Origin of the sequence: Paenibacillus sp. FSL E2-0190, assembly GCF_037992965.1 — a bacterium.
Lineage (GTDB): Bacteria > Bacillota > Bacilli > Paenibacillales > Paenibacillaceae > Paenibacillus_AQ > Paenibacillus_AQ odorifer.
The window spans coordinates 4,209,948-4,234,118 of the sequence record NZ_CP150306.1 but is presented as its reverse complement, the minus strand read 5'-3'; the positions used below and the strand labels follow the sequence as shown (position 1 = coordinate 4,234,118).

General features: G+C 43.5%; 24 protein-coding genes. 21 read left to right on the top strand and 3 right to left on the bottom strand.

Annotation, left to right across the window (positions count from 1 at the left end; genetic code table 11):
* Positions 1-35: 35 nt before the first annotated feature.
* Positions 36-2,000, bottom strand: a complete 1,965-nt coding sequence (locus NST25_RS18580; RefSeq protein WP_076306624.1) for an AraC family transcriptional regulator — start codon at positions 1,998-2,000, stop codon at positions 36-38.
* 172 nt (positions 2,001-2,172) lie between these two features.
* On the opposite strand from NST25_RS18580, the gene sleB reads away from it, so the two are divergent.
* The 20 genes from sleB (at position 2,173) to NST25_RS18480 (ending at position 21,527) form a co-directional block, all read left to right on the top strand.
* Positions 2,173-3,039: a spore cortex-lytic enzyme gene (gene sleB / locus NST25_RS18575; protein ID WP_036688421.1), complete on the top strand. Its 867-nt coding sequence runs from the start codon at positions 2,173-2,175 to the stop codon at positions 3,037-3,039.
* Between the two features lie 176 nt (positions 3,040-3,215).
* On the top strand, positions 3,216-4,454 hold the full coding sequence (locus tag NST25_RS18570) for a pitrilysin family protein (protein WP_248548863.1): 1,239 nt from the start codon (positions 3,216-3,218) through the stop codon (positions 4,452-4,454).
* 2 nt (positions 4,455-4,456) lie between these two features.
* Entirely contained in the window at positions 4,457-5,737 is a 1,281-nt protein-coding gene (locus NST25_RS18565; RefSeq protein WP_076179904.1) for a pitrilysin family protein, read from the top strand.
* Positions 5,738-6,505 (top strand): 3-oxoacyl-ACP reductase FabG, encoded by a 768-nt coding sequence (gene fabG / locus NST25_RS18560; RefSeq protein ID WP_036688412.1) that lies wholly within the window; start codon positions 5,738-5,740, stop codon positions 6,503-6,505.
* A gap of 137 nt (positions 6,506-6,642) precedes the next feature.
* Positions 6,643-6,906, top strand: coding sequence for a DUF3243 domain-containing protein (locus tag NST25_RS18555; RefSeq protein ID WP_036688409.1), 264 nt, complete (start codon positions 6,643-6,645; stop codon positions 6,904-6,906).
* A 177-nt stretch (positions 6,907-7,083) separates the two neighbouring features.
* On the top strand, positions 7,084-7,851 hold the full coding sequence (locus NST25_RS18550; RefSeq protein ID WP_036688406.1) for a DUF3388 domain-containing protein: 768 nt from the start codon (positions 7,084-7,086) through the stop codon (positions 7,849-7,851).
* A 93-nt stretch (positions 7,852-7,944) separates the two neighbouring features.
* Positions 7,945-8,877, top strand: coding sequence for a RodZ domain-containing protein (locus NST25_RS18545; protein WP_340392173.1), 933 nt, complete (start codon positions 7,945-7,947; stop codon positions 8,875-8,877).
* Between the two features lie 79 nt (positions 8,878-8,956).
* Positions 8,957-9,118, top strand: coding sequence for a hypothetical protein (locus NST25_RS18540; protein ID WP_169744781.1), 162 nt, complete (start codon positions 8,957-8,959; stop codon positions 9,116-9,118).
* Positions 9,119-9,329: 211 nt separating this feature from the next.
* Positions 9,330-9,821: a YajQ family cyclic di-GMP-binding protein gene (locus NST25_RS18535; protein WP_076127877.1), complete on the top strand. Its 492-nt coding sequence runs from the start codon at positions 9,330-9,332 to the stop codon at positions 9,819-9,821.
* A 155-nt stretch (positions 9,822-9,976) separates the two neighbouring features.
* A complete protein-coding gene (gene pgsA, locus NST25_RS18530; protein ID WP_036688397.1) occupies positions 9,977-10,564 on the top strand; it encodes a CDP-diacylglycerol--glycerol-3-phosphate 3-phosphatidyltransferase in 588 nt (195 codons plus the stop codon).
* Positions 10,565-10,672: 108 nt separating this feature from the next.
* Positions 10,673-11,959 carry a competence/damage-inducible protein A gene (locus tag NST25_RS18525; RefSeq protein WP_340392169.1) on the top strand — a complete coding sequence of 429 codons (1,287 nt, stop codon included), beginning with the start codon at positions 10,673-10,675 and terminating at the stop codon, positions 11,957-11,959.
* 300 nt (positions 11,960-12,259) lie between these two features.
* On the top strand, positions 12,260-13,324 hold the full coding sequence (gene recA / locus NST25_RS18520; protein ID WP_076127879.1) for a recombinase RecA: 1,065 nt from the start codon (positions 12,260-12,262) through the stop codon (positions 13,322-13,324).
* A 110-nt stretch (positions 13,325-13,434) separates the two neighbouring features.
* Positions 13,435-14,160 carry a RecX family transcriptional regulator gene (locus NST25_RS18515; RefSeq protein ID WP_076127881.1) on the top strand — a complete coding sequence of 242 codons (726 nt, stop codon included), beginning with the start codon at positions 13,435-13,437 and terminating at the stop codon, positions 14,158-14,160.
* A 319-nt stretch (positions 14,161-14,479) separates the two neighbouring features.
* Complete coding sequence (gene rny / locus NST25_RS18510; RefSeq protein ID WP_036689085.1) at positions 14,480-16,021, top strand: ribonuclease Y; 1,542 nt, start codon at positions 14,480-14,482, stop codon at positions 16,019-16,021.
* Positions 16,022-16,232: 211 nt separating this feature from the next.
* Positions 16,233-17,027 carry a TIGR00282 family metallophosphoesterase gene (locus NST25_RS18505; RefSeq protein ID WP_076100408.1) on the top strand — a complete coding sequence of 265 codons (795 nt, stop codon included), beginning with the start codon at positions 16,233-16,235 and terminating at the stop codon, positions 17,025-17,027.
* 199 nt (positions 17,028-17,226) lie between these two features.
* Entirely contained in the window at positions 17,227-17,487 is a 261-nt protein-coding gene (locus NST25_RS18500; protein ID WP_019910496.1) for a stage V sporulation protein S, read from the top strand.
* 121 nt (positions 17,488-17,608) lie between these two features.
* On the top strand, positions 17,609-18,574 hold the full coding sequence (locus NST25_RS18495) for a membrane dipeptidase (RefSeq protein WP_076182593.1): 966 nt from the start codon (positions 17,609-17,611) through the stop codon (positions 18,572-18,574).
* A 138-nt stretch (positions 18,575-18,712) separates the two neighbouring features.
* Positions 18,713-19,285 (top strand): phosphate propanoyltransferase, encoded by a 573-nt coding sequence (locus NST25_RS18490; protein WP_036688383.1) that lies wholly within the window; start codon positions 18,713-18,715, stop codon positions 19,283-19,285.
* A 521-nt stretch (positions 19,286-19,806) separates the two neighbouring features.
* The gene (locus NST25_RS18485; RefSeq protein WP_340392166.1) at positions 19,807-19,977 is read left to right on the top strand and encodes a hypothetical protein; all 171 of its coding nucleotides are present in this window, start codon (positions 19,807-19,809) and stop codon (positions 19,975-19,977) included.
* A gap of 161 nt (positions 19,978-20,138) precedes the next feature.
* Positions 20,139-21,527 carry a DEAD/DEAH box helicase gene (locus tag NST25_RS18480; RefSeq protein ID WP_081383205.1) on the top strand — a complete coding sequence of 463 codons (1,389 nt, stop codon included), beginning with the start codon at positions 20,139-20,141 and terminating at the stop codon, positions 21,525-21,527.
* 148 nt (positions 21,528-21,675) lie between these two features.
* On the opposite strand, the gene dapA is transcribed toward NST25_RS18480, so the two are convergent.
* Complete coding sequence (dapA, locus tag NST25_RS18475) at positions 21,676-22,572, bottom strand: 4-hydroxy-tetrahydrodipicolinate synthase (RefSeq protein ID WP_076179900.1); 897 nt, start codon at positions 22,570-22,572, stop codon at positions 21,676-21,678.
* 121 nt (positions 22,573-22,693) lie between these two features.
* Here dapA and NST25_RS18470 point away from each other — a divergent pair, with 121 nt between their 5' ends.
* The gene (locus NST25_RS18470; RefSeq protein ID WP_076127886.1) at positions 22,694-23,569 is read left to right on the top strand and encodes a LysR family transcriptional regulator; all 876 of its coding nucleotides are present in this window, start codon (positions 22,694-22,696) and stop codon (positions 23,567-23,569) included.
* On the opposite strand, the gene NST25_RS18465 is transcribed toward NST25_RS18470, so the two are convergent.
* Entirely contained in the window at positions 23,540-23,962 is a 423-nt protein-coding gene (locus NST25_RS18465; RefSeq protein ID WP_340392164.1) for a VOC family protein, read from the bottom strand. The genes NST25_RS18470 and NST25_RS18465 overlap by 30 nt on opposite strands.
* Between the last annotated feature and the right edge of the window lie 209 nt (positions 23,963-24,171).

Here is a 24,171-nt window from a genome sequence, read left to right as displayed (position 1 = left end):
TGAAGTGGACCATCTCTTTTTTGTATCCTGAGTACTTATTTGACTCTTGGTGCAGCAAGCAAAGCTTCAACAATATAATCCAGTTGCACATTTAGAGAATAGATATCACTGTAATAACCTAATCCAAAATCAATTTCCATCAAACGGCCTTCTTTCACGGCAGGGATATTGTTCCAAATTGGGTTTTGGGTCAGATCAGCCATACCATCATAAGAGGAGCGGAAGATATAGTCACCGCTGTATTTGCCAAGGACTTCAAAGGATACGGATTCGCCATCCGCACCAGTCGCCGTATCTATTTTCTGTTGAATGATTTCCGGCGCCTTCATGCCTAAATATTCATAAATGATTTGCGAACCACGTCCGAATTGTTTGCTTGCCACAACAGCCATACTGTTGTCTTTTCCACCTTCCATGATGGATATTGTGTGATCCAGAATACCAGCTTCTTGCAGCTTTTGTTTGCTGTCTTCAACTTTTTTATGGAAATCAGTAAATAATTCTTTTGCTTGATCTTCTTTGCCTACGACTTGTCCAATAAAGGACACCCGTTCTTCTGTTGACATTTTTTCATACGGAACTAACACTGTTGGTGCAATTTGGTGGAGGGCTTCATAAGTTTCCTCTGACGGCACGATGATAAGATCAGGATTTAGAGCAAGGATTGCTTCAGGGCTAGCCTCAAACCAGGTGCCAAGCTTTTGCACATCTTTTAGCTCATCTTCAAATGCAGCACCCTCGGACACATCGGATACACCTATAGGTTTAATGCCTAGAGCCAGTACATCACCGAGCAAATAAAGAACTACGACTCTTTGTGGACTAGTGGGAACGGCAATGTCTCCTTTAACTGTGGAAATTATCCGGGTTTGTTGTTCGACAGCAGCTTTGTCTGTATTTGCTCCTGTACTTGTTTCTGCTGAGGGGGTTGGTGTCCCATTGCTTGACGCATTTGAATTTGTGGTTCCCGTGGAACAAGCGCTTAACACTATGGTAAAGCATAATAACAGGGTGAGCAGTAATGATGGTTTGGCATTTCTAAACATTGGTAATTCCCCTTCTCCGTTATAATGATAATGATTATCATAATCAATATAACGGAGAGGTTGTGTTCGGGCAATGTCAGTTTGCGCACCTTGGGATGGCATATCACGCCAACTGGGTTGGGTGATCAATTTATTTTTGTATCGGACAGGGGAGGTTCCGTAATATTTTTTGAACATTTTTCCTAGATAATAGCCATCAGGATAACCTACTGCAATTGCGATGTCATGCAAGCTCGCCTCAGTGTTCAGGAGCAGTATTTTCGATTTTTCCATGCGGATGCTGATTAAGTACTGAGCAGGGCTAGTCTGCAGTCGTGTTCTGAATAATCTGGATAATGTTCTAGGGCTGCTGTTTACCGCTTTAGCTAATTTTTCAAGAGAGAAGGTTTCCTTATAATAAGTCTGCATATAGCGAATTGCTTGATTTAGCGGATCAGGTTGGATTAACTGTGTTTCCAGCGTATGCAGCTGCCTAAGCAGCTCATAAATCCATTGATAAAACAGTGTTTTAACATGCAGCCGATCCAAAAGACCTGTTTTGCCCCAATCAGTAAACATGTTCTCCATCTTATCAAATAAGGGCAGTGGACTAGTAGGCGTAAATCCATATTGGAGATTGAAGGGATTATTGTGTTCCATAATTGCTTTTAGATTGTTGCGTGAGGCGAGTGAAAGGTTTGCTTTATATAAAATTAAGTAATACTCCAGTAGTTCCTCCGTGCGTAAAAATTGAATGTTCATTCCTTTTCCACCATGAAGGATATGAAAGTTGCCGATCTCATGCGGGATCTCGTCAATCAGTATTTCGGCTTTGCCGTTTATGATCAACAAGAATGCGCTTGAGGGCAGCTGATAATGTGAATTCAGATCACTAGATCGTTGAAAAGTATGGCGTATATCAATAATTTCTATTAATGCGTGGTTCCACAATAAAATGTGGTCCTTTAAATTCATGATTAATATCAACTCCAACGTTTTCTTATTTCGATTATAGTTGATAATTATTCTCAATTACAATGAAATGCTATTACTTCTTTTTTAGTAATGCATAGGATGTCCTGACAGTCGTCATAATAACTTTAGCCATCCATGCAGAACTCACAAAAGAAAGGTAGAGCGAACCCCTATGAAGAAACATAAGTTGTGGATCTTTGCTTCTTTAACCCTTGCACTTGCTGCCGCGCCGTTTGCAGGAATGCTGCTCCAGGGTAATGGCATAGTACAGACCAAGCAAAGTGCTGCTGCGTCATTTGTCCATGAACTAAATCATCCTGAAGAAGAGGCCTTGCCTGCCTTCAGCACGACTCCGATTAAACTCGGTTCTTCTGGTCAGGATGTTTATGAGTTGCAAGGACGTTTAAAACATCTGGGCTTTTATGAAGGGAAAATAGACAGTCAGTTTGGTCCGAAAACGAAAAATTCAGTAACGTGGTTTCAATGGAAGTTTGGAATGAAGTCTGACGGCATCGTAGGCGCTAAGACTAAGCTGAAATTGTATAACGCAACTAAGAACTGGAAGCCAACAGAGTCGGCTTCAGCAACCGGAAATAATACAGCAAACAACAACACCGGTAACAAAACAAATACAACCAATAATTCGGATTCAGCGTCTCTGTCTTCAGGGAATACGATGGGATTATCAGAAAATGATCTCAAAATTATGGCTAATGCCGTCTATGGTGAGTCAAGAGGTGAACCTTTCGAAGGACAAGTTGCTGTTGCTGCAGTAATCTTGAACCGGGTAAAATCCCCGAGCTTTCCAAATACGCCGTCTGGCGTTATTTTTCAGCCGGGAGCTTTTACAGCTGTAGCTGACGGGCAGATTTATTTGGAGCCAAATGAGCAGGCACGAAAAGCAGTGCAGCAAGCGCTGAATGGCTGGGATCCTTCGGGTGGATGTTTGTATTATTTCAACCCTAAAACGGCGACCTCCAAATGGATTTGGACTCGTCCACAGGTCAAGACTATAGGCCAGCATATTTTCTGTATGTAGATAAGTAAAGAAGTAAATCCAGAGAGCAACCGGGAAGAGGCATCCGGTTGCTTCCTTACTTTGGAATGGTTTAGAATGGTTATTAATTCATAAACATGTTAATGAGCAACTATCCACGCGGTAAAGGAGTTTTGGACTTGACTAATAATGTATTTCAGCATGGCAACGTTGCAGGTATGCGTATTCACGTGATGCCTACCAAGGCGTTCAAGACCTACGCCATCTCACTTTATGCCGGCGTCCCACTTAATGAGGATACGGTCACCCCTACAGCACTTGCTCCATTTGTGCTCCGCAGAGGTACCGCTTCTTATCCAGAGACTACTCAATTCCGTGAGCGTTTGGAGGAGCTGTATGGCGCTGGATTTGGTTTTGATATTTATAAAAGAGGCGATTATCAGATTGTTCAGTTTCGCATGGACACCATTAATGACTCCTTCGTGCAGAGTCAGGAGAGCTTACTTGAACAATCCTTTGCTTTCCTAGGAGAAGTCCTGACCCGTCCGTTGGTGGAGGATGGAAGCTTCCGTCCTTCCTATGTTGCAACAGAGCGTGAAACAGTGCGCAAGAAGCTGGAATCTATCGTAAATGATAAGATTCGTTATGCTGCGGAACGCTGTATCGAAGAAATGTGCCGTAACGAGCCCTATCGTCTTCATCCACTGGGTCAAAGAGCAGATTTGGATCGGATTACCCCAAAAAGTTTGTACGAATCTTATAACTCATGGCTGGATGGAGCCATTTTGGATCTCTATGTTGTGGGAGATACGACTACTGAGGAAGTTGAAAAGCTTGTGCAGCAGCACTTCGGACGCATTCAGTCGGAGGTGGGCTTATATAGCTCCAAGTTTGTCCCAGTATCCGTCAGCGAGGTGCGGACGGTAGAGGAGAAGCTGGATGTCAGTCAGGGCAAGTTGAACATGGGTCTGCGCACATCGATTACGTATAAGGACGATACATATGCGTCCGCACTTATGTACAACGGAATATTAGGAGGGTATCCACACTCCAAACTCTTCGTCAATGTACGGGAGAAAGCCAGTCTTGCATACTATGCTTCTTCACGCTATGACGGTCACAAGGGGATTGGAACGATACAATCAGGCATCGAAACGCAAAATTACAACAAAGCTGTTGAAATTATAGAGAAACAACTGGAAGAGATGAAAGCTGGCAATATCAGTGATCTGGAGTTAAGCCAGACCAAAGCCATGATCCGCAATCAGCTTTCCGAGATTCCGGATTCTGCTTTTGAGATGATCTCTTACGACTTCAACCGCCAGTTGTCAGGAAAAGAACGGACAGCGGATCAGCTGCTAGAAGAGGTGGAACAAATCGGTGCAGGGGAAGTAAAAGCTGCAGCGGAGACCTTTCAGCTGGATACGATTTATTTCTTGACAGGGAAGGAGGAATAGAGATGGAACAGATTCAATACGACAGACTTCAAGAGACCCTTTATCATGAGGTGATGGAGAATGGGCTTCAGGTTTATGTATTGCCAAAACCAACATTCAAAAAAACTTACGCCACATTTGCAACTAAATATGGTTCTGTAGATAACCATTTTCATGTCGCAGGTGGAGAAGAGACCACTGTTCCTGATGGTATAGCTCACTTTTTGGAGCACAAAATGTTTGAAGAGCCAGAAGGCGATATTTTTGCCACTTTTGCTTCAAATGGAGCTTCAGCTAACGCTTTTACAAGTTTTGATCAGACGGTTTATCTTTTCTCGGCAACAGAGAACATAGAGACCAACCTTAGTACACTCGTTGATTTTGTACAACGACCTTATTTTACGGATGAGAATGTAGAAAAGGAAAAAGGGATCATTGGTCAAGAAATCAATATGTATGCAGATAATCCAGACTGGCGCGTGTACTTTGGCCTTATTGAGGCCATGTATTCGAAACATCCGGTTCGGATTGATATTGCCGGAACAATAGAGTCGATTAGTACGATTACGAAAGAAACACTGTACACTTGTTACAACTCTTTTTATCATCCCAGCAATATGCTGTTGTTCGTAGTGGGTGGTGTGGATCCGGAGAAGGTATTCTCCTTGATTCGCAGCAATCAGCAGGGGAAATCTTATGGTAAACAAGGTGAGATTAAGCGTATTTTTGAAGAGGAGCCGGAACAAGTCGCTACGAAGCGCTTAGAAAGCAAACTCGCTGTTTCGATGCCTAAGATTATGTTTGGATTTAAGGAAAAAGTTGATGGTCTTACAGGCGAAGCTGCGCTTAAGCGTGATCTCGCCACAAAGCTTATGCTTGATTTGCTGGTTGGCAGCAGCACAGCGTTGTACCAAAAGCTCTATGATGAAGAACTGATCTCAGACAGCTTTGGCCATGAATTTAATAGTTCAGAACAATATGCTTTTTCAGCTATGGGTGGAGATACCAAGGACCCGGATTTGCTGCTAAAACGAATTAAAGAAGAAGTGGATCAGATCTTAAAGTCTGGCTTTGCTGAGAAGGACTTCGAGCGGGCACGGAAAAAGAAAATAGGCGGATATTTGCGCATGCTGAACTCCCCTGAAAGTATCGCACATGAATTTACACGTTACCAATTCCGTGGTGGTGACCTGTTTGAAGTTCTGCCTATTTACGAATCGATTACTTTAGCTGAAGTGAATGAGCGTTTACATGCCCATGTAAATTGGGAGCAGCTCGCTGTTTCACTAGTGGTGAGTCCTTAAATGGCGCTTTTGGGAGAGAGCAACAAACCATTAGGAGAAATGACAGTTCTGGTGACAGGGGGCAGCGGGGGAATCGGTGGCGCCATTGCAGAACGGTTTGCCTCTGTAGGCATGAATATTGTTATTCACTACAAGCACTCACATGAAGCTGCTAATGATGTCGCTCGGCGTTGTATGGCCCTTGGAGCAAAGGTAATGACTGTAAATGCGGATATGAAGGATCGCAGTCAGATTGTACGAATGGCGGAGAAGCTTGAAAGTAATGGAATGCAGCCGGATATTCTTGTCAACAATGCCGGTAAATCTCATTATGGGATGCTGGCTGATGTGAGTGAAGAGGAATGGGACGATATTATGGCCATTAACTTGAAAGGTACCTTTATGTGCAGCCAGATTTTTATGCCGTACATGGTATCCCAGCGTTATGGTCGAATCATCAACGTTTCTTCCGTGTGGGGAATATCGGGAGCCTCTTGCGAGGTCGCTTATTCAGCCAGTAAAGGCGGAGTAAATGCTTTTACTAAGGCGTTAGCCAAGGAACTAGCACCTTCTGGCGTAACTGTGAACGCGGTAGCTCCAGGAGCGGTTAATACGAATATGTTGTCTAACCTACAGGAGGATGAGGTCCGGATGCTGGAGGATGAGATTCCGGCGGGACGTTTGGCTACACCGAACGAGATCTCCTCACTGATTTACTTTTTAGCATTGCCTGAATCCGGGTATATTACTGGGCAGATCATTAGCCCTAACGGTGGCTGGATTACTTAATGCTTAACTTGGAGAAAAGCTCCAGCATAAGAATCTATCGTCTGAGACATATTATAAGTGTTGTTTTTTAATCTCTCGTAAGGCGGCTTACAGCCTGTATGCAGGTGTTTGACCGTAAACATGAAGGAGGATTTAAGATGACACAAGACGATAGCGTAATCAAAAATTTTGACACCTGGAAGAAATTCCTAGGTAAACGGGTTGTACAGGCTGAGAAACTTGGGATGAGTCAAGATACAATCTCAAAGCTGGCTTTTGAAATCGGGGAATTCCTTGATGAAAAAGTGGATCCAGCAAACACTCAAAACCGTGCGATCAAAGAGCTATGGGATGTCGGCAACGATGAAGAAAAGCAAACGATTGCTAAACTCATGGTCAAGTTGGCGAAAGACAACGCCTAAGCTTGCGGAAAAGCTCCCCCTGTGGGAGCTTTTCTGCAATTATTACAGGACTGACCTTGCCTTTCATTTTTATTTTATATATCATTAACATGACCCGTGTAAAAGACCGCTTTGCCGGGGCAGCTTTTTTTGCTGTATTGGCAAAGGGTAGGGAAAAGGAATCTATGAGGTGTACAAGTGGAATATAAACAGTGGTATATGGAATACAAGATTCACAAGAACAGACCCGGTCTGCTTGGTGATATCGCTTCAATGTTAGGGATGCTGGAAGTTAACATTCTGACGATTAATGGAGTTGAAGGAAAAACTCGCGGAATGTTGCTGGAGACCAATGATGATGAGAAAATTATGCTGATGGGCGAAATGCTCAAAAAAGTTGATAATATTACAGTTTCAGCTCTGCGGTCTCCAAGGCTCGTGGACAAGCTGGCTGTGCGCCATGGGCGATATATTGAACGGGATTCAGATGATCGGAAGACGTTTCGTTTCACCCGCGATGAGCTAGGTCTATTGGTTGATTTTCTCGGTGAGCTGTTTAAAAAAGATGGGAATCAGGTTATAGGACTTCGTGGTATGCCCCGTGTAGGAAAGACGGAATCCATTATAGCTGGCAGTGTCTGTGCTATGAAACGCTGGACATTTGTCTCCTCCACATTATTGCGGCAGACGGTGCGCAGTCAATTGGCTGAAGATGAGATGAACCCACATAATGTATTTATAATTGATGGTATAGTTAGTACGATCCGCTCTAATGAGAAACATTATAATTTATTGCAAAATGTTATGAGCATGCCAAGCACAAAGGTTATTGAGCATCCAGATATTTTCGTACGCGAATCTGAGTATAGTTATGATGACTTTGATATTATTATTGAGCTGCGGAATAATCCAACGGAAGAAATCTTGTACGAGTCATTTACGACGAGCTACAGTGATGATTTATAGAACACAAACGATGAAGAATACACTTCCGAGCATGTTTTTTTATAAAGCTGGTTAAGGAAGTTTACATTCATAGAACTTACAGGAGGTGATGGTATGTCGGAACTGGGCCGGCAATTGAAAGAGGCACGTCTGCAAAAAGGGATGAGTCTTGACGATGTCCAGGAAGTAACAAAAATTCGCAAAAAGTATTTGGAAGCCATCGAGTCTGGAGACTACAAGGTGCTTCCAGGAAGTTTTTATGTGAGGGCGTTTATCAAAACGTATGCAGAAGCAGTAGGCATGAGTCCTGACGAACTGCTCGAGGAGCATGGGAACGTACCTGCACCACCCGCAGACACGACCATGGAGACGGTGATTCAAAAGCGCAGCCGTAGACCCGAAACCGAACGGAATGCAAAATGGCTGCCAACGGTGCTGATGTGGACATTCCCTATATTGATTATTGTAGTGATTTACATTTATGCTTCTAGTTTAAACAAAGCAGACCCTGATCAAGTTGATCAAACAAATATCACCAATAATGTGCAGGATCCTAATACAGCACAAACATCTCCACCCGCATCAGGAGGCGGTGTAGTAGCGCCTACTTCCTCGGCAGGTGCAGAAGCAACTACTGAGCCAACTACGGAGCCTACGCCAACACCGACACCAACGCCGTCTCCTCAATCTATCACGGTTACACCAGATGGGAAGTCAGGCAAAACAACGAAATTTAAGGTTTCAGCTCCTGCCGGAAGCGAAGTTAAGGTTGAGATTGTTGCATCCGGAGTAAGCTGGCTTGAAGTTTACAAAGGCGAGAACTCCAAAGGTGAAAAACTCTCCTTCGGAAATACAGCAGCAGGAGAAACTATGAGCTTCGTTCTGGGCAGTGAAGGCATGTATATTAAGTCTGGGTATTCCCCAGCAACTGAGATTACCGTAAATGGTCAAGTAATCACGGATGAGAAGACGTCCTCACGTCTCCTGCTTAATCTTGACGACGGTTCTGGAAGTGAAGGTACCCAAAGTGAAGGGACAGGCGAATAACAAATAGGATGTATAGACTTTGGCTTTAGGGAGAACATAAGAATGTTTTCAGTTTTAGCCAAAGTGAGGTGTACATCTTATGACAGTTAGCTGGATTGTAGCTGGCCTTGGGGTTGTTGTCAGTCTCATCGGATACTATTTGACACCAGGTGCTTGGGGATACGGAATTCTCGGATTCGGTATTGCACATATTGTGCTAGGAATTCTGGATATGTTTCGTAATCCGGTCCGAAGCAGATAGAAGCTGTAGAAATGAACGTCTCCAACGGCGTACTTCCGGTGGAGACGTGTTTCTACCCTTTTGAACCAAACTCACTCGAAGGAAAAGCTCCACTTAGTGGGGCTGTTTTCTATGTCGGGTGAGCTACATAATGATTTATCCAAAATTAGACTTAATAGTACCATTCTCTTATAATAGTAGCAGACTAATTGTATAAAGGACGTGGAGTTTAATGAGTTCAGAATGTTCATTTGATATTGTATCCAAAATGGATATGCAGGAGTTAACGAATGCTATTCACCAAACAGAGAAAGAGATCGACAACCGCTTTGATTTTAAGAACAGCAAAAGCAGTCTGAAGCTGGAGAAAGACGCACTTATTATCGCCTCTGAAGACGAATATAAGCTCAACGCTGTTATTGATATTTTACAATCAAAGATGGTGAAAAGAGGCATTACCCTAAAGAATCTGGATTTCGGTAAAGTAGAACCGGCCTCCCTGGGATCTGTACGTCAACGTTTAGGGCTTAAGCAAGGCATTGATCAGGAGAATGCGAAAAAGATTAATATTCTGATCCGTGATTCAAAATTAAAGGTGAAGAGCCAGATCCAAGGGGATCAAATTCGTGTGACCGGTAAGAGTCGCGACGATTTGCAGCAGATTATTCAGATCTTGCGTAAAGCTGATTTGCCGCTGGATCTACAATTCATGAACATGAAATAGAATTTTGTGCCCCGCAGTGCTTATTAGCACTAACAACGCGGGGTGCTTTCTGTTTTTTTGACACCTATTTATTGCTATAATATACTTGCTTAAGTAGAAATGGATTAGCCTGATTTAGGCAATATGTATGAACGATTTAGGGGAGGAAAACTTCAGTGAATTTGCCCAACCGCATCACGCTAGCTCGTATTTGCCTGATCCCGATTATGATGTTTTTTTTACTGGTGGATTTCAGTTTTTATCCAGAACCGATACATTGGGGCTCGTTTCAGCTATCTGTTAATCATTTGGTAGCAGCTGTAATCTTTTTGCTTGCGGCCAGCACGGATGGAATAGACGGCTACATTGCTAGGAAATATAATATGGTCACCAATCTCGGTAAACTCCTTGATCCACTTGCGGACAAACTGCTGGTATCTGCAGTTCTGATTTCACTTGTGGAGCTGGGCAGATGCGATTCATGGATTGCTATTGTAATCATCAGTCGTGAGTTTGCAGTCACCGGACTTCGCCAGATTGCATTGCTAGAGGGAAAAGTGGTTGCCGCCAGCAAATGGGGCAAGATAAAGACGGTTGTACAAATTGTTGCGATCTCACTGCTGTTGTTGAATAATTTCCCATTTCAATTTGTCAGTATTCCTGTAGACGATATTGCTATTTGGGCCGCAGCGCTGATCACTATTTATTCTGGAATTGATTATTTTGTGAAGAATAAGGATCTGCTACAGCTGCATAATGCGTAAGCATGTAAGCTGGATATACAAGGAAAGGTAATAGGTGAAGCACCTATTACCTTTTTTGAAATCCAAAAGCAGTGTACCTACATTATAACGAGGAGGCGAAAGCCAGGTATGAAAGCGGAGATTATTGCAGTAGGGACAGAGCTGTTGCTCGGTCAAATCGTGAATAGTAATGCCCAGTTTTTGTCTATCGAGCTAGCTGCCATCGGAATCGATGTATACTTTCAAACCGTTGTCGGTGATAACAGCAGCCGTCTGCAGCAAGCCATCGAGATCGCTCAGAGTCGGGCCGACGTTATTATCTTTACGGGCGGAATTGGCCCCACTGAGGATGATCTGACTAAAGATGCACTGGCTGCATCGCTAGGTAGAACGCTCCATATTGATCGTTTGGCGATGGATCATGTACAACGTTTCTTTGATGATCGTAAGATCGTTATGACCGAAAATAACCGCAAACAGGCACTTATAATTGAAGGAACTACACCGTTGCCGAATGAAATCGGTCTTGCGGTTGGGATTGCTTTTGAGCATGAGAAGAAATATTATATTGTGCTTCCAGGTCCACCTCGTGAGATGAAACCGATGTTCGTAGATAAAGCAGTACCGTGGCTACAGCAGCACGCCTTGACGAACGAAACACCGCTTTATTCAAAAATGCTCAAATTTGCCGGCATCGGAGAATCACTGCTGGAGGACAAGCTCATCGAACTGATTCGCAGTCAGACTGATCCAACGATTGCTCCGTATGCCAAAGAGGGAGAGGTAACTGTTCGTATTTCGACAAAGGCCCCTTCTGAGCATGAAGCTACAAAGAAGCTGGAGATACTGGAACAACAAATCAAGGAGATTTTGCCGGAACATTTGTATGCGAACATTGATGTGCCGCTGGAGCAATTGATTGTGGATTGGATGGCGGATGCCGGCCTGACCTTAAGTGCGGCAGAGAGCTGCACCGGAGGTTTGCTGATGGAGAGCATAACAAATATTCCAGGCAGTGCTTCGATGTTTGCCGGCGGTATCGTCTGCTATTCGAATGACCTAAAGAAAAAGCTACTGAATGTGCCAAGTGCTTATTTGGAGGGACCCAATGCTCCTGGAGCCGTAAGTCGAGAAGTTGCCGAGGTGTTGGCTGACCAAGTGAGAATGATTGCAGACAGCAATTTCGGCTTATCTGTTACGGGTGTGGCTGGACCGGGTTATTCTGAGCGCAAGCCTGTTGGACTTGTATTTATCGGCTTGGCTGAACGGGGACGTAAGACAGAGGTCTATGAGCTTAATCTTAAAGGTACACGGGAAAATATCCGGTTGCGTACTGTAAAGGCTCTGCTGTATCGTCTGTGGCGGAGACTTGAGGAACGCAAGGTGGAGACACCTCTTGAGGGTTCAGACTTGTAATGGGAGATTAGCCCAGTTATAATAAACACATACGGAAGAACCGTGGCACTGAGATTTCTTTGCTGCGGTTTTTTGTATATTTGCAGAGATTTTGATCACGATGACTACTCATGATCATAAGTCGTTGATGTCCGGTGAAGTGGGGAATTTAATTAACTTCTATCTCCGGAGGGAGGCTTACAATAAAAGGGATAAATAACGCCCAAGACAAAAAAAACGAATGTATGTTCGAAAAAAAGCTTGGCAAGACCTTAAAAACACGTTATTATATTACTATAAACAGTGAAGGAAGTGGTCTGATTGTCAGATCGTCGTGCAGCGCTTGATATGGCGCTTCGTCAAATAGAAAAACAATTTGGTAAAGGTTCGGTAATGAAACTGGGAGAATCCACGCATATGCAAGTGGAAGTTGTACCTAGCGGATCTTTGGCACTTGATATTGCGTTAGGTATAGGCGGACTTCCAAAGGGACGTATTATTGAAGTATATGGACCGGAATCTTCAGGTAAAACAACAGTTGCTCTTCATGCTATTGCAGAAGTGCAAAGACAAGGCGGACAAGCTGCATTTATCGATGCCGAGCATGCGCTTGATCCGAAATATGCACGTAACTTGGGCGTAAATATCGATGAGTTGCTGCTTTCTCAGCCAGACACGGGTGAACAAGCGCTGGAAATCGCCGAAGCACTCGTTCGTAGTGGAGCCGTTGATATTATTGTCGTTGACTCCGTTGCTGCTTTGGTACCTAAGGCTGAAATTGAAGGCGATATGGGTGATTCCCATGTCGGATTGCAGGCTCGCTTGATGTCTCAAGCGCTTCGTAAGCTTTCTGGTGCCATTAGCAAATCCAATACGATCGCTATCTTTATCAACCAGCTTCGTGAGAAGATCGGTGTTATGTTCGGTAACCCTGAGACAACTCCGGGTGGTCGTGCATTGAAATTCTACTCTTCTGTACGTTTAGATGTACGTCGCGTAGAGAGCATCAAGATGGGGAACGATGTGGTTGGTAACCGTACTAAGATCAAGATTGTGAAGAATAAAGTAGCCCCTCCTTTTAAACAGGCTGATGTTGATATTATGTACGGTGAAGGGATTTCCAAAGAGGGAAGTCTTGTAGATATCGGTACTGAAATGGATATCGTGAATAAGAGTGGTGCATGGTATTCCTACGAAGGCGAGCGTCTCGGTCAAGGCCGTGAGAATGCTAAACAGTTTTTGAAGGAACATCAGGATATTGCCCTTATTATTGAGAATAAGATCCGTGAAGCAAGTAATTTATCCACTATTGTTGCTGCGCCGAAGAATGAAGATATTATTGCAGAGCAAGAAGAAGAAGAGAAATTGCTTCTCGAAATCGAATAGTATATTAAGCAATAGGACGCCCTGTGATTGATTGTTGCAGGGTGTCTTTTCTTAACAAGTAATGAAAGTAAGACGATAACCGATCTATTGCTACGAGGTGACAAACAACTATGGTAATACAACTGGATTTTGAAGCAGAAGAACAAGATGAGCAGGTGTTATCTGATTTTCCTGAAGGAGAACTCTTAGAGATCACTAAAGTAGAACGTCAAAAGAAATCTGACCACCGTTATATCATACATTTCGGAGCATATAACATGACTGTGCACGAGGACGTCATGATTAAATATCGAATGATTACTGGTAATTCTTTTATGAAGGCTGATTTGGTTGAAATTGTTGTAGCTGATGAGCGTCAACGAGCTTATGTAGAAGGCCTCCGTTATCTAGAACGTAAACCACGCACCGCTATGGAAATGACTCGCCGTTTACGCCAGAAGGAAATAGGAGAGACTATTATTGCGGAAGTGGTGCAGCGGCTGCAGGAGGAAAGACTTCTTGATGACCCTTTATATGCTAAGCAATGGGCAGAGCAACGAATAGCGAACCAGCGGAAAGGGAAGATGTGGATTCGACAAGAGCTACGTGAGAAAGGGATTGACAAAACCCTTATATCGGAAGCTTTGGAGAATATTACTCCTGAACAAGAGCTGGAGAGCGCACTCGAAACTGGGCGCAAGAAATGGAATCTCATCCGTGGAGAAGCTTCAGATAAGCGAAGAAAGACTGGAGCCTTCCTTATGCGCCGTGGATTTTCGGGCGATATGGTTCGCCAAGTGATCAATACTTTACTTGCGGAAGACAATTATGAAGGTGAAGATGAGGAGTTTTACTAGAATCACTGATTCTCTTGACATTAATGCGTATATCGACTCTCTTGACAATGTCTTTTTATAAATAATAAAATATAACATGAATCGGCATAAAATTAGAATCCTTTTTCCTTCCCAAAAAGGAGACTGTTTTAAACGGTTCACGTACAACTCATATGAAATGTAATCGCCGGATAAGGCGGGCAGTGTGCATGTGCAGCATGTGCAGTATGGCAATCGGTTGTTTACCGGTTTTTTGTATGGTGATGAACGGATAGTTAAACAACTGCACAATTCCCAGGGATATACCTTGGAGAGGAACCAACGAGGAGGTGAACAGATGCTGGAATCATGGATCTGGGTCATTATCGTTCTCGTTGTAGCTGCAATATTCTTTGGGTTCGGTTATTTTATTCGTAAATCCCTTGCAGAAGCTAAAATCCAAAGCGCAGAAAGAGAAGCCGTTGTCATCGTTGAGAATGCGAAGAAGGACGCTGAGGCGCTGAAGAAAGAAACAGTATTGGAAGCTAAGGACGAAGTCCATAGAATCCGTACTGAAGCTGAGAAAGAAACTCGTGAACGTCGGAATGAAATCCAACGGCAAGAGAGACGTTTGCTGCAAAAGGAAGAATCTCTGGATAAAAAAATGGAATCGCTTGAAAGAAAAGAAGAACAAGTAGCTAACAAAGAGAAACGAATTGATGAAACCCAACAGCAAATTGATGTTATTTACAAAAACCAAGTCACTGAATTGGAACGTATCTCCAATTTAAGCATCGAAGATGCAAGAAGTATCATTCTTAGCAATGTTGAGCAAGAAGTTCGCCATGAAACGGCACAAATGATCAAAGAAATTGAACAGCAGGCGAAAGAAGAAGCGGATAAGAAATCCCGTGAAATCATCACACTCGCTATCCAACGCTGTGCAGCTGATCACGTAGCGGAAACAACGGTTTCAGTTGTTACGTTGCCGAATGAAGAGATGAAAGGTCGGATTATCGGTCGTGAAGGCCGTAATATTCGTGCTTTGGAAACTCTTACAGGTATCGACCTCATTATTGATGATACGCCGGAAGCAGTTATTTTGTCAGGATTTGATCCAATCCGCCGTGAAGTGGCCCGTACGGCACTTGAGAAATTGGTGGCTGATGGACGTATTCACCCCGCTCGTATTGAAGAGATGGTGGAGAAATCCCGCAAAGAAGTGGACGAACGGATTCGGGAATATGGTGAACAAGCTACTTTCGAAGTGGGCGTTCACGGTTTGCATCCAGATTTGATCAAGATTCTGGGGCGTCTGAAATTCCGTACAAGCTATGGTCAAAATGTATTGAAGCACTCCATGGAGGTTGCTTATTTAACAGGACTGATGGCCGGTGAGCTTGGGGAAGACATCGTGCTTGCAAAACGTGCAGGATTACTCCATGATATCGGCAAAGCGCTGGATCATGAAGTGGAAGGTTCGCATGTTGAGATCGGCGTTGAACTAGCGAAGAAATATAAAGAACATCCGGTTGTTATCAACAGTATCGCATCTCATCATGGAGACTGCGAAGCTACCTCGGTTATTGCTATGTTGGTTGGTGCCGCTGACGCATTGTCGGCTGCTAGACCTGGTGCTCGCCGTGAAACACTGGAAACGTATATTAAACGTCTAGAGAAACTGGAAGAAATCTCAGAGTCATTCGAAGGCGTTGAGAAATCATTTGCTATTCAAGCGGGCCGTGAGGTGCGCGTGATGGTACAGCCAGAGAAGATTGACGATGCAGAGGCATTCCGTCTTGCTCGCGATATTACGAAGATGATTGAAAGTGAACTGGATTATCCAGGACATATCAAGGTTACCGTTATTCGTGAGACACGGGCTGTTGAATACGCTAAATAGGCAATAAGTAGATAACATACGCTTCGGAAATAACGATATTTATGATCGTTTCCTTGTACATGTTTCTGCTAGGAATATAAGGTTAAAGGATAAGATATAACTTATACTTTCTTATATTTGATGAAAATTGGCCCCTAAGCGGGGCCTTTTTTCTTTTAAATATGAAGACTTATCCGTTAGATGCAGAGGTTAAGATTAGGAGGAGAGAAACATTAAAGTACTATTCATTGGAGATATCGTAGGTAGTGTAGGCAGGAAGGCACTTCGGGAGATGTTGCCCTCATTAAAAAGCAAATATCAACCACATATAATCATAGTTAACGGTGAGAATTCTGCTGCCGGTAGAGGTATTACTAAAGCGATCGCAAATGAATTTTTTAACTGGGGCGTTCACGGAATCACCATGGGTAATCACACATGGGACAACAAGGACATCTTCGAGTTTATCGACGATGAGGCCCGGATTATCCGTCCTGCTAATTTTCCTCCAGGAACACCGGGAAGAGGATATACAGTTGTTAAAGGTAACGGCAAAGAGCTAGCTATAGTTAACCTGCAAGGCCGTACATTTTTGCCTGCGATTGATTGTCCTTTCCGTGTGGGTGAAGAAATTGTGGAAGAGCTACGTAGAGATCATAAATGCATTCTCGTTGATTTCCATGCAGAGGTTACCTCTGAGAAAATCGCCATGGGCTATTTCATGGATGGTCGCGCATCAATTGTAGTAGGGACCCATACTCACGTTCAGACGAATGATGATGTGATTTTGCCGGGTGGAACGGCTTACTTGACCGATGCGGGCATGGTTGGTTCAAGCGAAGGGATTCTGGGTATGGAAAGAGATGCAGTACTTTATAAGTTCACTACACAGCTTCCAGCACGATTTGTTGTTGATGAAGGCAAATGGCAGCTTCACGGTTTATTTGCAGAGTTAGACGAGAATACTGGCGCGGCTACCCGTCTGGAGAAAATACGGCTACGTGAAGATGAATGGGTAATGAGCTAGTAGTAGGATAAGATAAGTGATTTTCCGGGTAATTTCGCCGAATAAGGGTAAAGTGTGATATTTATTATATCGAAAAAGAGTATCTATTGTACCATTTTCTCCAGAGTAGTCCGCAAAAAGAAGGAATTATTTCTTCTCTCGCGAATAACATCTAAAGTAGTGGAAGAACACCATTATTTTCCCAGGGGAGGTACTTACTATGGATGTATTAAAAGTATCAGCTAAATCCAATCCAAATTCCGTCGCCGGCGCTTTAGCAGGTGTTCTTCGTGAACGTGGATCGGCCGAATTACAAGCTATTGGAGCTGGAGCACTGAATCAAGCAGTCAAAGCAGTTGCCATTGCCCGGGGATTTGTTGCACCAAGCGGAGTAGATTTGATCTGCATTCCGGCATTTACAGACATTGTGATTGATGGAGAGGATCGAACCGCGATTAAATTGATTGTAGAACCCAGATAATAGAAGCATAGAACGGATGAACCTGTTTACTTATGTAAACAGGTTTTTTGCTTTTCGTATATAGTCTGGCGTTTTTAAGCATAGAATCTGGAATAGGGCTGCATGAAAGCGAGGGCTTGGGATGAGAACCGATAAGCTACAGGTTGCGGATTTTCATTGTGATGTGCTGAGTAAAATGCAAGCATCACCAGATATGGATTTTAAGAATGATCCTCGGCTGGATGTTACCGGAGAGCGGCTGGTAGCGGGCGGTGTGGAATTGCAGATTTTTGCAATATACCTTTCGGCAAGTAGAGGAAGACCTAGCTTTGAGAATGTTTTAGGACAAATTGATTTGTTCCGGCAAAAAATAATAGGCGCAGAGAGCCTTCAGTGGCTGCGTTGGAAGGAGGAGGTAGGAAAACGAACAGCTGGAGCATCCCCATGGGGAATGCTCTCTCTGGAGGGTGTAGACGGTCTAGAAGGGAACTTGTTTTATGCACAGCTCTGCTTTGAGCTTGGCGTGCGGTTTTTGGGAATCACTTGGAATTATGCCAATTGGGCAGCGGACGGTGTTCTGGAGCAGCGCAACGGCGGATTTACGGAAAAAGGGCGAATGCTGATCGAATGGTGCAACGACAGTGGAATGCTGCTTGATGTGTCGCATTTGTCTCAGGCAGGTTTTTGGGAGCTAGCCGACTTAAGCACACGTCCGTTTATAGCTTCCCATTCGAACGCCGCAGCAATCTGTGGGCATGTTAGAAATTTAAATGATGAACAGATTAAAGCTTTGATTGCAATGGACGGAAGAATGGGCCTGACCTTTTATCCGTGGTTTGTATGTGATGATGGAAAAGCTCGTATGGATGATTTATTAAAGCATATTGATCATGTATGTAGTCTAGGTGGCGAGAAACATATGATGTTTGGTTCGGATTTTGACGGCATTGACACTTGGGTAGAGAACATGGAGCATCCGGGAAAATACCCTGAGCTCGCGGAGCACCTGCTTCGTTACTATCCAGAAGCTTCCGTAAAAGGTTGGTTATATGAGAATGCGGTCTCCTACCTGCGCACAAACTTACCTTCTCAGGTGTCTAAATCATGACAATCCTGCTCTAAAAGTATGAATTGTCGAAAAAAAGGCCCTCGTTATGATGTGGGGCTTTTTATTTTTGGTTAAGAAGATGTATAATGGTTAATGGCTTGTACAGATACTAGAGAAAATACAAGGAGTGACTTTACTATGAGTAAGACTGTACCCGTAGGTGTGTCGGCTAGACATATTCACCTTACGCAAGAGCATGTGGAGGCTTTGTTTGGCCCAGGATATCAACTAACGGAGTTCAAACCCCTCTCTCAACCAGGACAGTTTGCAGCAAATGAGCAAGTAGCAGTTATCGGCAGCAAAGGTAAATTTGACAAAGTAAGAATTTTGGGACCTGCTCGTCCGGCTTCCCAATTAGAAATTTCCCGTACTGACTCCTTCGCACTTGGCGTGAAAGCTCCAGTTCGCGAATCTGGAAATATTGATGGAACACCTGGCATTACGCTTAAAGGACCTGCTGGCGAAGTAGAATTGGAACAAGGCGTTATCATCGCCGCTCGTCACATTCACTTCCATACTTCTGAAGCTGAAGCTTGGGGCATTGCTGATAAGCAATTGCTTAAAGTTCGCCTCGGAGGCGACCGTGGTCTCGTATTGGAGAACGTAATTGCACGCGTATCAGACAGCTTTAAACTGGATATGCATATTGACACTGACGAAGCTAACGCTGCAGGTGCCAACAACGGCGATACTGCTGAAATCGTAGAATAGTCATCATAGTTATAGCAAAGATAAGAAGCGGGGGAGAAATCCTCCGCTTTTTTTGCGTGTCTGATCGGCGTGCTGTAAGGAATGCGTGTCTGATCGGCGCGCTGTAATGATTGTGTGTCTGATCGGCGTGCTGTAAGGATTGTGTGGCTGATCTACGTGCTGTAAGGATTGCGTGGTTGATCCACGTGCTGTAAGAATTGTGTGTCTGATCGGCGTGCTGTAAGGATTGTGTGTCTGATCGGCGTGCTGTAAGGATTGTGTGGCTGATCTGTGTGCTATAAGGAATGCGTGGCTGATCTACGTGCTGTAAGGATTGCGTGGTTTACCCGACGGCTTGTACTTATCGGACTGTATTGCAGCTATTTCAGCATTTTGATCTATTTTGCCAAGGTTTCGGACTGCATAGCTCTTATTGCCTTATATTTGTACTGAATTGGGCTTCGAAGGTGTGAATAACTGCATCTGAGTCCGATAGCATGTCCAAAATCTACGAATTTTCAAAATAAGGGCGTCTGAGTCCGATGGCTCAGCAGTCTCCAGGCTCAACAGGCTCAACAGTCTCAGCAGAATCAGCAGACTCAGCAGGCTCAGCAGGCTCAACAGGATCAACAGGATCAACAGGCTCAACAAAAGATACGCCGCAGGATAAATTGAGAAGGAGTATTTTACGGTTAGTAAAAATATTTCTGTAAGAGCAGAACGGATAGTATCCTGAAATGGATTTTTAATGAAAATTGGTGTGATGATAAAGAAAATCTATTATTATGTAACTTATTGTGTTATGATTATGGTTTATGACGTGACAAAAGGATTTATTGTTAAGAATATATGTATTAGAAATTAAGGAGACCCAATGACATTTAATGAACTGAATATTGTGCCTGCAATTTTGAAGGCTTTAAGCAAAGAAAACTATACATCACCTACACCAATACAGGAGCAGTCGATTCCAGCTGTATTAGCGGGTAGAGATTTACTTGGATGCGCGCAAACGGGAACAGGAAAAACAGCTGCATTTTCCGTGCCTATTATTCAATTGCTAAGCGAACAATCGAGCCCAAACAAATCCAATAATGTGCGACGCATTCGCTCGTTGATTTTAACACCGACAAGAGAACTAGCGATTCAAATTGCTGATAACATAAAAGCGTATAGCCAATATACAGATATCCGCTCTGCTGCCATTGTTGGCGGTGTGTCACAGAAAGTGCAAGAGCGCGCACTGAATCAAGGTGCCGATATTCTTATTGCTACCCCTGGTAGACTTATCGACCTGATCAATCAGAAACGTGTAGATCTGCAATATGTACAAATTTTAGTTCTAGATGAAGCTGACCGGATGCTGGATATGGGCTTTATCCATGATGTGAAACGAATCATCGCCAAAATGCCTACGAAGAAGCAAACTCTGTTTTTCTCGGCAACGATGCCAACTGAAATCTCCAAATTGATCAAAACATTGCTTGTGAATCCAGTGAAGGTAGAGATCACACCCGTGTCATCTACTGCGGATAGAATCAATCAATCGATCTATTTATTAGAGAACGGAAATAAGCAAAACCAATTGAACCTGCTGTTACAGGATAAATCCATCGTCTCAGCTTTGGTGTTTACTCGTACCAAACGTGGTGCAGACCGTGTTACCCGCGATCTGGCTAAAGTGAACATTGCTGCTCAAGCCATACACGGCAATAAATCTCAAAATGATCGCCAGAACGCCTTGCGGAATTTTAAAAGCGGTGCGACTCGTGTTCTCGTAGCTACGGATATAGCTGCCCGGGGAATTGATATTGATGAGCTGTCTCACGTGATCAACTTCAACTTACCGAACATCCCGGAAACCTATGTGCACCGGATCGGTCGTACAGGCAGAGCGGGATTGAGCGGAACGGCAATTTCTTTTTGCGAAGCTGAAGAGCTTCCTTTCCTTAAAGATATTGAAAAATTGATTGGAAAATCGATTCCGGAAGTTAAGGATCATCCTTATCCGATGTCTCGTAAAACGCAAATGAAGACAGATCGTTCGGCGAAACCGTCAGGTTCGAAAGCAGCAGCTTCGAGACCATCGTCTTCCAGACCGTCGAATTCCAAACCAGCAACTGCTAAACCTGCGGCAACAAAACCGGCAGCAACAAAATCAGCGGCATCTAAACCAGCTAAAGCAAAACCTAAGTCTAACCCTCCATTGAAGCCAAAGTCCGAGTGGTTCACAAAAGGAAGACAAAAAACGAGCAGCAGATAAGTTAGTTTGAATGCGTATCGTTTCTATAGCAAAATAAAAAAACCGTCAGAGTAAATCTGATGGTTTTTATGTTTTATGTCCTGATAATTTACAACAAAAAACAGCCGCTAAACAGTTCCTCACTGTACAACGGCTGTTGTTATTTCATTTATGCGGTTGCTTCAATTGTATTGTCCTGAACATAGGGGCTCAGTTCTTGCTGAAGTCCTGCGCTGATGGAAGTCATAGGGAGGCGAAGCGTATCCGAGGACAGTAGGCCGTTTTGGCTAAGCATCCATTTAATTGGAGCGGGATTCGATTCCTTGAATAATAGGCGGATGATCGGCAGTAGTTGTTCAAAGCTTTCTTTAGCGAAGTCCACTTGACCAGAGGTAAAGGCTTCAAAGATACGAAGGCATTCTGCCGGGAAAACGTTGGCAGTAGCGAGCATCCCCCCAGCTGCTCCGCAGCTAAGCATTTCATAAAAGAGGGAATCATCGCCGCCAAGCACAGGTTTAGCACCTGTACGGACTAACTCTGTAACCATTTTTGTACTGCCTGAGCAGTCTTTTAAACCGACAACATTATTCATTTCTAGGATTGTACGTGCAGTATCTACCGTCATGGCCGTACCTGTACGACTTGGAATATCATAAGCCATGATTGGTATGCCTACTTCTGCTGCTTTGCGGAAATGGGCAATGATACCCTCTTGTGAAGGACGACTATAATAAGGTACGACTACTAGTGCACAATCAGCACCAAGGTTTGCAGCAATTTCCGTGCGTGCAACCGTAGAGGCTGTATCATTGGTACCTGTACCAACTACTAAGGGGATTGATGTGGATTGTAGAAGCTCACGGGAAGTGTTTACTAGAAGCTGCATTTCATTTACGGTTACAGTGGGCGATTCTCCGGTGGTTCCATTAACGACCAGACCTTGTATGCTGTTGTTAATAATGTTCTTTACATAACGCTGATACGAATCCAAATCAACTTCACCAGCAGCATTGAACGGGGTGACCACGGGGACATAAACTCCATAAATCTGTTGTTCTGTAAGCATAAATTATCGGCCTCCAAAATATTTTAATTCCTCTACATACACTTTACCATGGAAAGTAGCATCGTCGTTAGCTATAATAAATGATATGGATCATCAAAAATATTGATGTTAGGGTGAGGTAATGGATTTAACCTATTTACGAACCTTCCGCGAGGTGGCTAAACGTCAGAGCTTTACGCGAGCTGCTGAAGAATTGGGATATGCACAATCAAGTGTGACGATGCAGATACAGAAGATAGAAAAGGAATATGGAGTACCTTTAATAGAGAGGCATGGCCGTCAGCTGCGGCTTACCCCGCCAGGAGAAGAGTTATTGAAGCTGTTCGTGGAGATTTTGGATTTATATGATCGTTCAAAAGAAACCATCGCCCAGCAAATCGGAGGTACGTTAACTATTGGGACGATAGATTCTTTAGCGGCCTTTTATTTACCTCCTTACCTGCAGCAGCTAAGGACTAAATTTCCGAAGCTGGATATTCATCTGCAAACGATGCAGGAAGCTAATCTTCTTGCCAAAATAAAAGATGGCGAAGTAGATCTAGGCTTAATGTTGGATCGCACCACTGCGGATTCCATCCTTGAGCGTACGATCGTCAGAGATGAGCCACTTGTTTTGATAGCTCCCATTCATCATCCGCTTGCCCAGATGGATACGGTAACCCTACAGGATCTGAATAACTGTGAGCTAATAGTCTCGGAGGAAAGCTGTATTTACCGGAGTTTGTTCGAGAATTTGTTAAAAGAGCACGGGATCATATTCCGCATAGGTTTTGAGCTTTCGAATCTGGAGGCCATTAAACGTTGTGTAATGAATGGTCTTGGAATTGCTTTGTTACCCAAAATCGTGGCAGAGGAAGAAATTGAACGGGGAAGCTTGGCTGAGCTGTCCTTTGTTCATCCCGAAATTCATTTTGATCTGCAGCTTCTGATGCACCCTAAGAAGTGGAAATCACAACCACTGCAATTTCTAATCCAAATGCTGTTTGCAAATCATTAGTTTATTTCCATCAGGGTCTTTTACTACAAACCATTTTTGATCTTGAATTTCGGTTACTATATCTACACCGAGCTCCTTTATATAGTTGAAAGAGGCTTGCAGATCATCGGTTATAAGCATAAGAGCAGGTGTTGTAATTGGAGGAGCCCCTTCAGGCTCTAAACCTCCCCACATGGGCATGGTGTTCAGAATGATCCCAGTGCTTCCTTGCATAATTAACGGACATAAATGACCGTTTATAATCGAATGATCTGCTTCTTGGAGTCCTAGGACTTGGCAATACCAGTTAAGGGCTTTTTCAATATCGTGTACGGGGATAAATACACTGCCAATCAAATTCTTAATGGGACTTGTTGCTGAAGAATTTACAATGGACTGTGCTTGTTCATGCATTTGAATCCCTCCAGAGAAGATGCTAGACCTTTATTTGTAATTTATGTATCTAATCTATTTAAAACATAGAATCATCCTATGTGCAAGTTGAATGTTATTTATCGATCAAATCCTAAATTTGTATGCAAAATACAGCTTTATTTAATGAAAGTCGCTGTAAATATTGACATTGAAAATGAGTTTATGTTATATAAAAAGAAGAATTAGCA

Coding starts and splice junctions, on each gene's coding strand:
- NST25_RS18580 (WP_076306624.1), bottom strand. CDS start 2,000: ATGAATTTAAAGGACCACATTTTATTGTGGAACCACGCATTAATAGAA.
- sleB (WP_036688421.1), top strand. CDS start 2,173: ATGAAGAAACATAAGTTGTGGATCTTTGCTTCTTTAACCCTTGCACTT.
- NST25_RS18570 (WP_248548863.1), top strand. CDS start 3,216: ATGCGTATTCACGTGATGCCTACCAAGGCGTTCAAGACCTACGCCATC.
- NST25_RS18565 (WP_076179904.1), top strand. CDS start 4,457: ATGGAACAGATTCAATACGACAGACTTCAAGAGACCCTTTATCATGAG.
- fabG (WP_036688412.1), top strand. CDS start 5,738: ATGGCGCTTTTGGGAGAGAGCAACAAACCATTAGGAGAAATGACAGTT.
- NST25_RS18555 (WP_036688409.1), top strand. CDS start 6,643: ATGACACAAGACGATAGCGTAATCAAAAATTTTGACACCTGGAAGAAA.
- NST25_RS18545 (WP_340392173.1), top strand. CDS start 7,945: ATGTCGGAACTGGGCCGGCAATTGAAAGAGGCACGTCTGCAAAAAGGG.
- NST25_RS18540 (WP_169744781.1), top strand. CDS start 8,957: ATGACAGTTAGCTGGATTGTAGCTGGCCTTGGGGTTGTTGTCAGTCTC.
- NST25_RS18535 (WP_076127877.1), top strand. CDS start 9,330: ATGAGTTCAGAATGTTCATTTGATATTGTATCCAAAATGGATATGCAG.
- NST25_RS18525 (WP_340392169.1), top strand. CDS start 10,673: ATGAAAGCGGAGATTATTGCAGTAGGGACAGAGCTGTTGCTCGGTCAA.
- NST25_RS18515 (WP_076127881.1), top strand. CDS start 13,435: ATGGTAATACAACTGGATTTTGAAGCAGAAGAACAAGATGAGCAGGTG.
- NST25_RS18500 (WP_019910496.1), top strand. CDS start 17,227: ATGGATGTATTAAAAGTATCAGCTAAATCCAATCCAAATTCCGTCGCC.
- NST25_RS18495 (WP_076182593.1), top strand. CDS start 17,609: ATGAGAACCGATAAGCTACAGGTTGCGGATTTTCATTGTGATGTGCTG.
- NST25_RS18490 (WP_036688383.1), top strand. CDS start 18,713: ATGAGTAAGACTGTACCCGTAGGTGTGTCGGCTAGACATATTCACCTT.
- NST25_RS18485 (WP_340392166.1), top strand. CDS start 19,807: ATGGCTCAGCAGTCTCCAGGCTCAACAGGCTCAACAGTCTCAGCAGAA.
- NST25_RS18480 (WP_081383205.1), top strand. CDS start 20,139: ATGACATTTAATGAACTGAATATTGTGCCTGCAATTTTGAAGGCTTTA.
- dapA (WP_076179900.1), bottom strand. CDS start 22,572: ATGCTTACAGAACAACAGATTTATGGAGTTTATGTCCCCGTGGTCACC.
- NST25_RS18470 (WP_076127886.1), top strand. CDS start 22,694: ATGGATTTAACCTATTTACGAACCTTCCGCGAGGTGGCTAAACGTCAG.
- NST25_RS18465 (WP_340392164.1), bottom strand. CDS start 23,962: ATGCATGAACAAGCACAGTCCATTGTAAATTCTTCAGCAACAAGTCCC.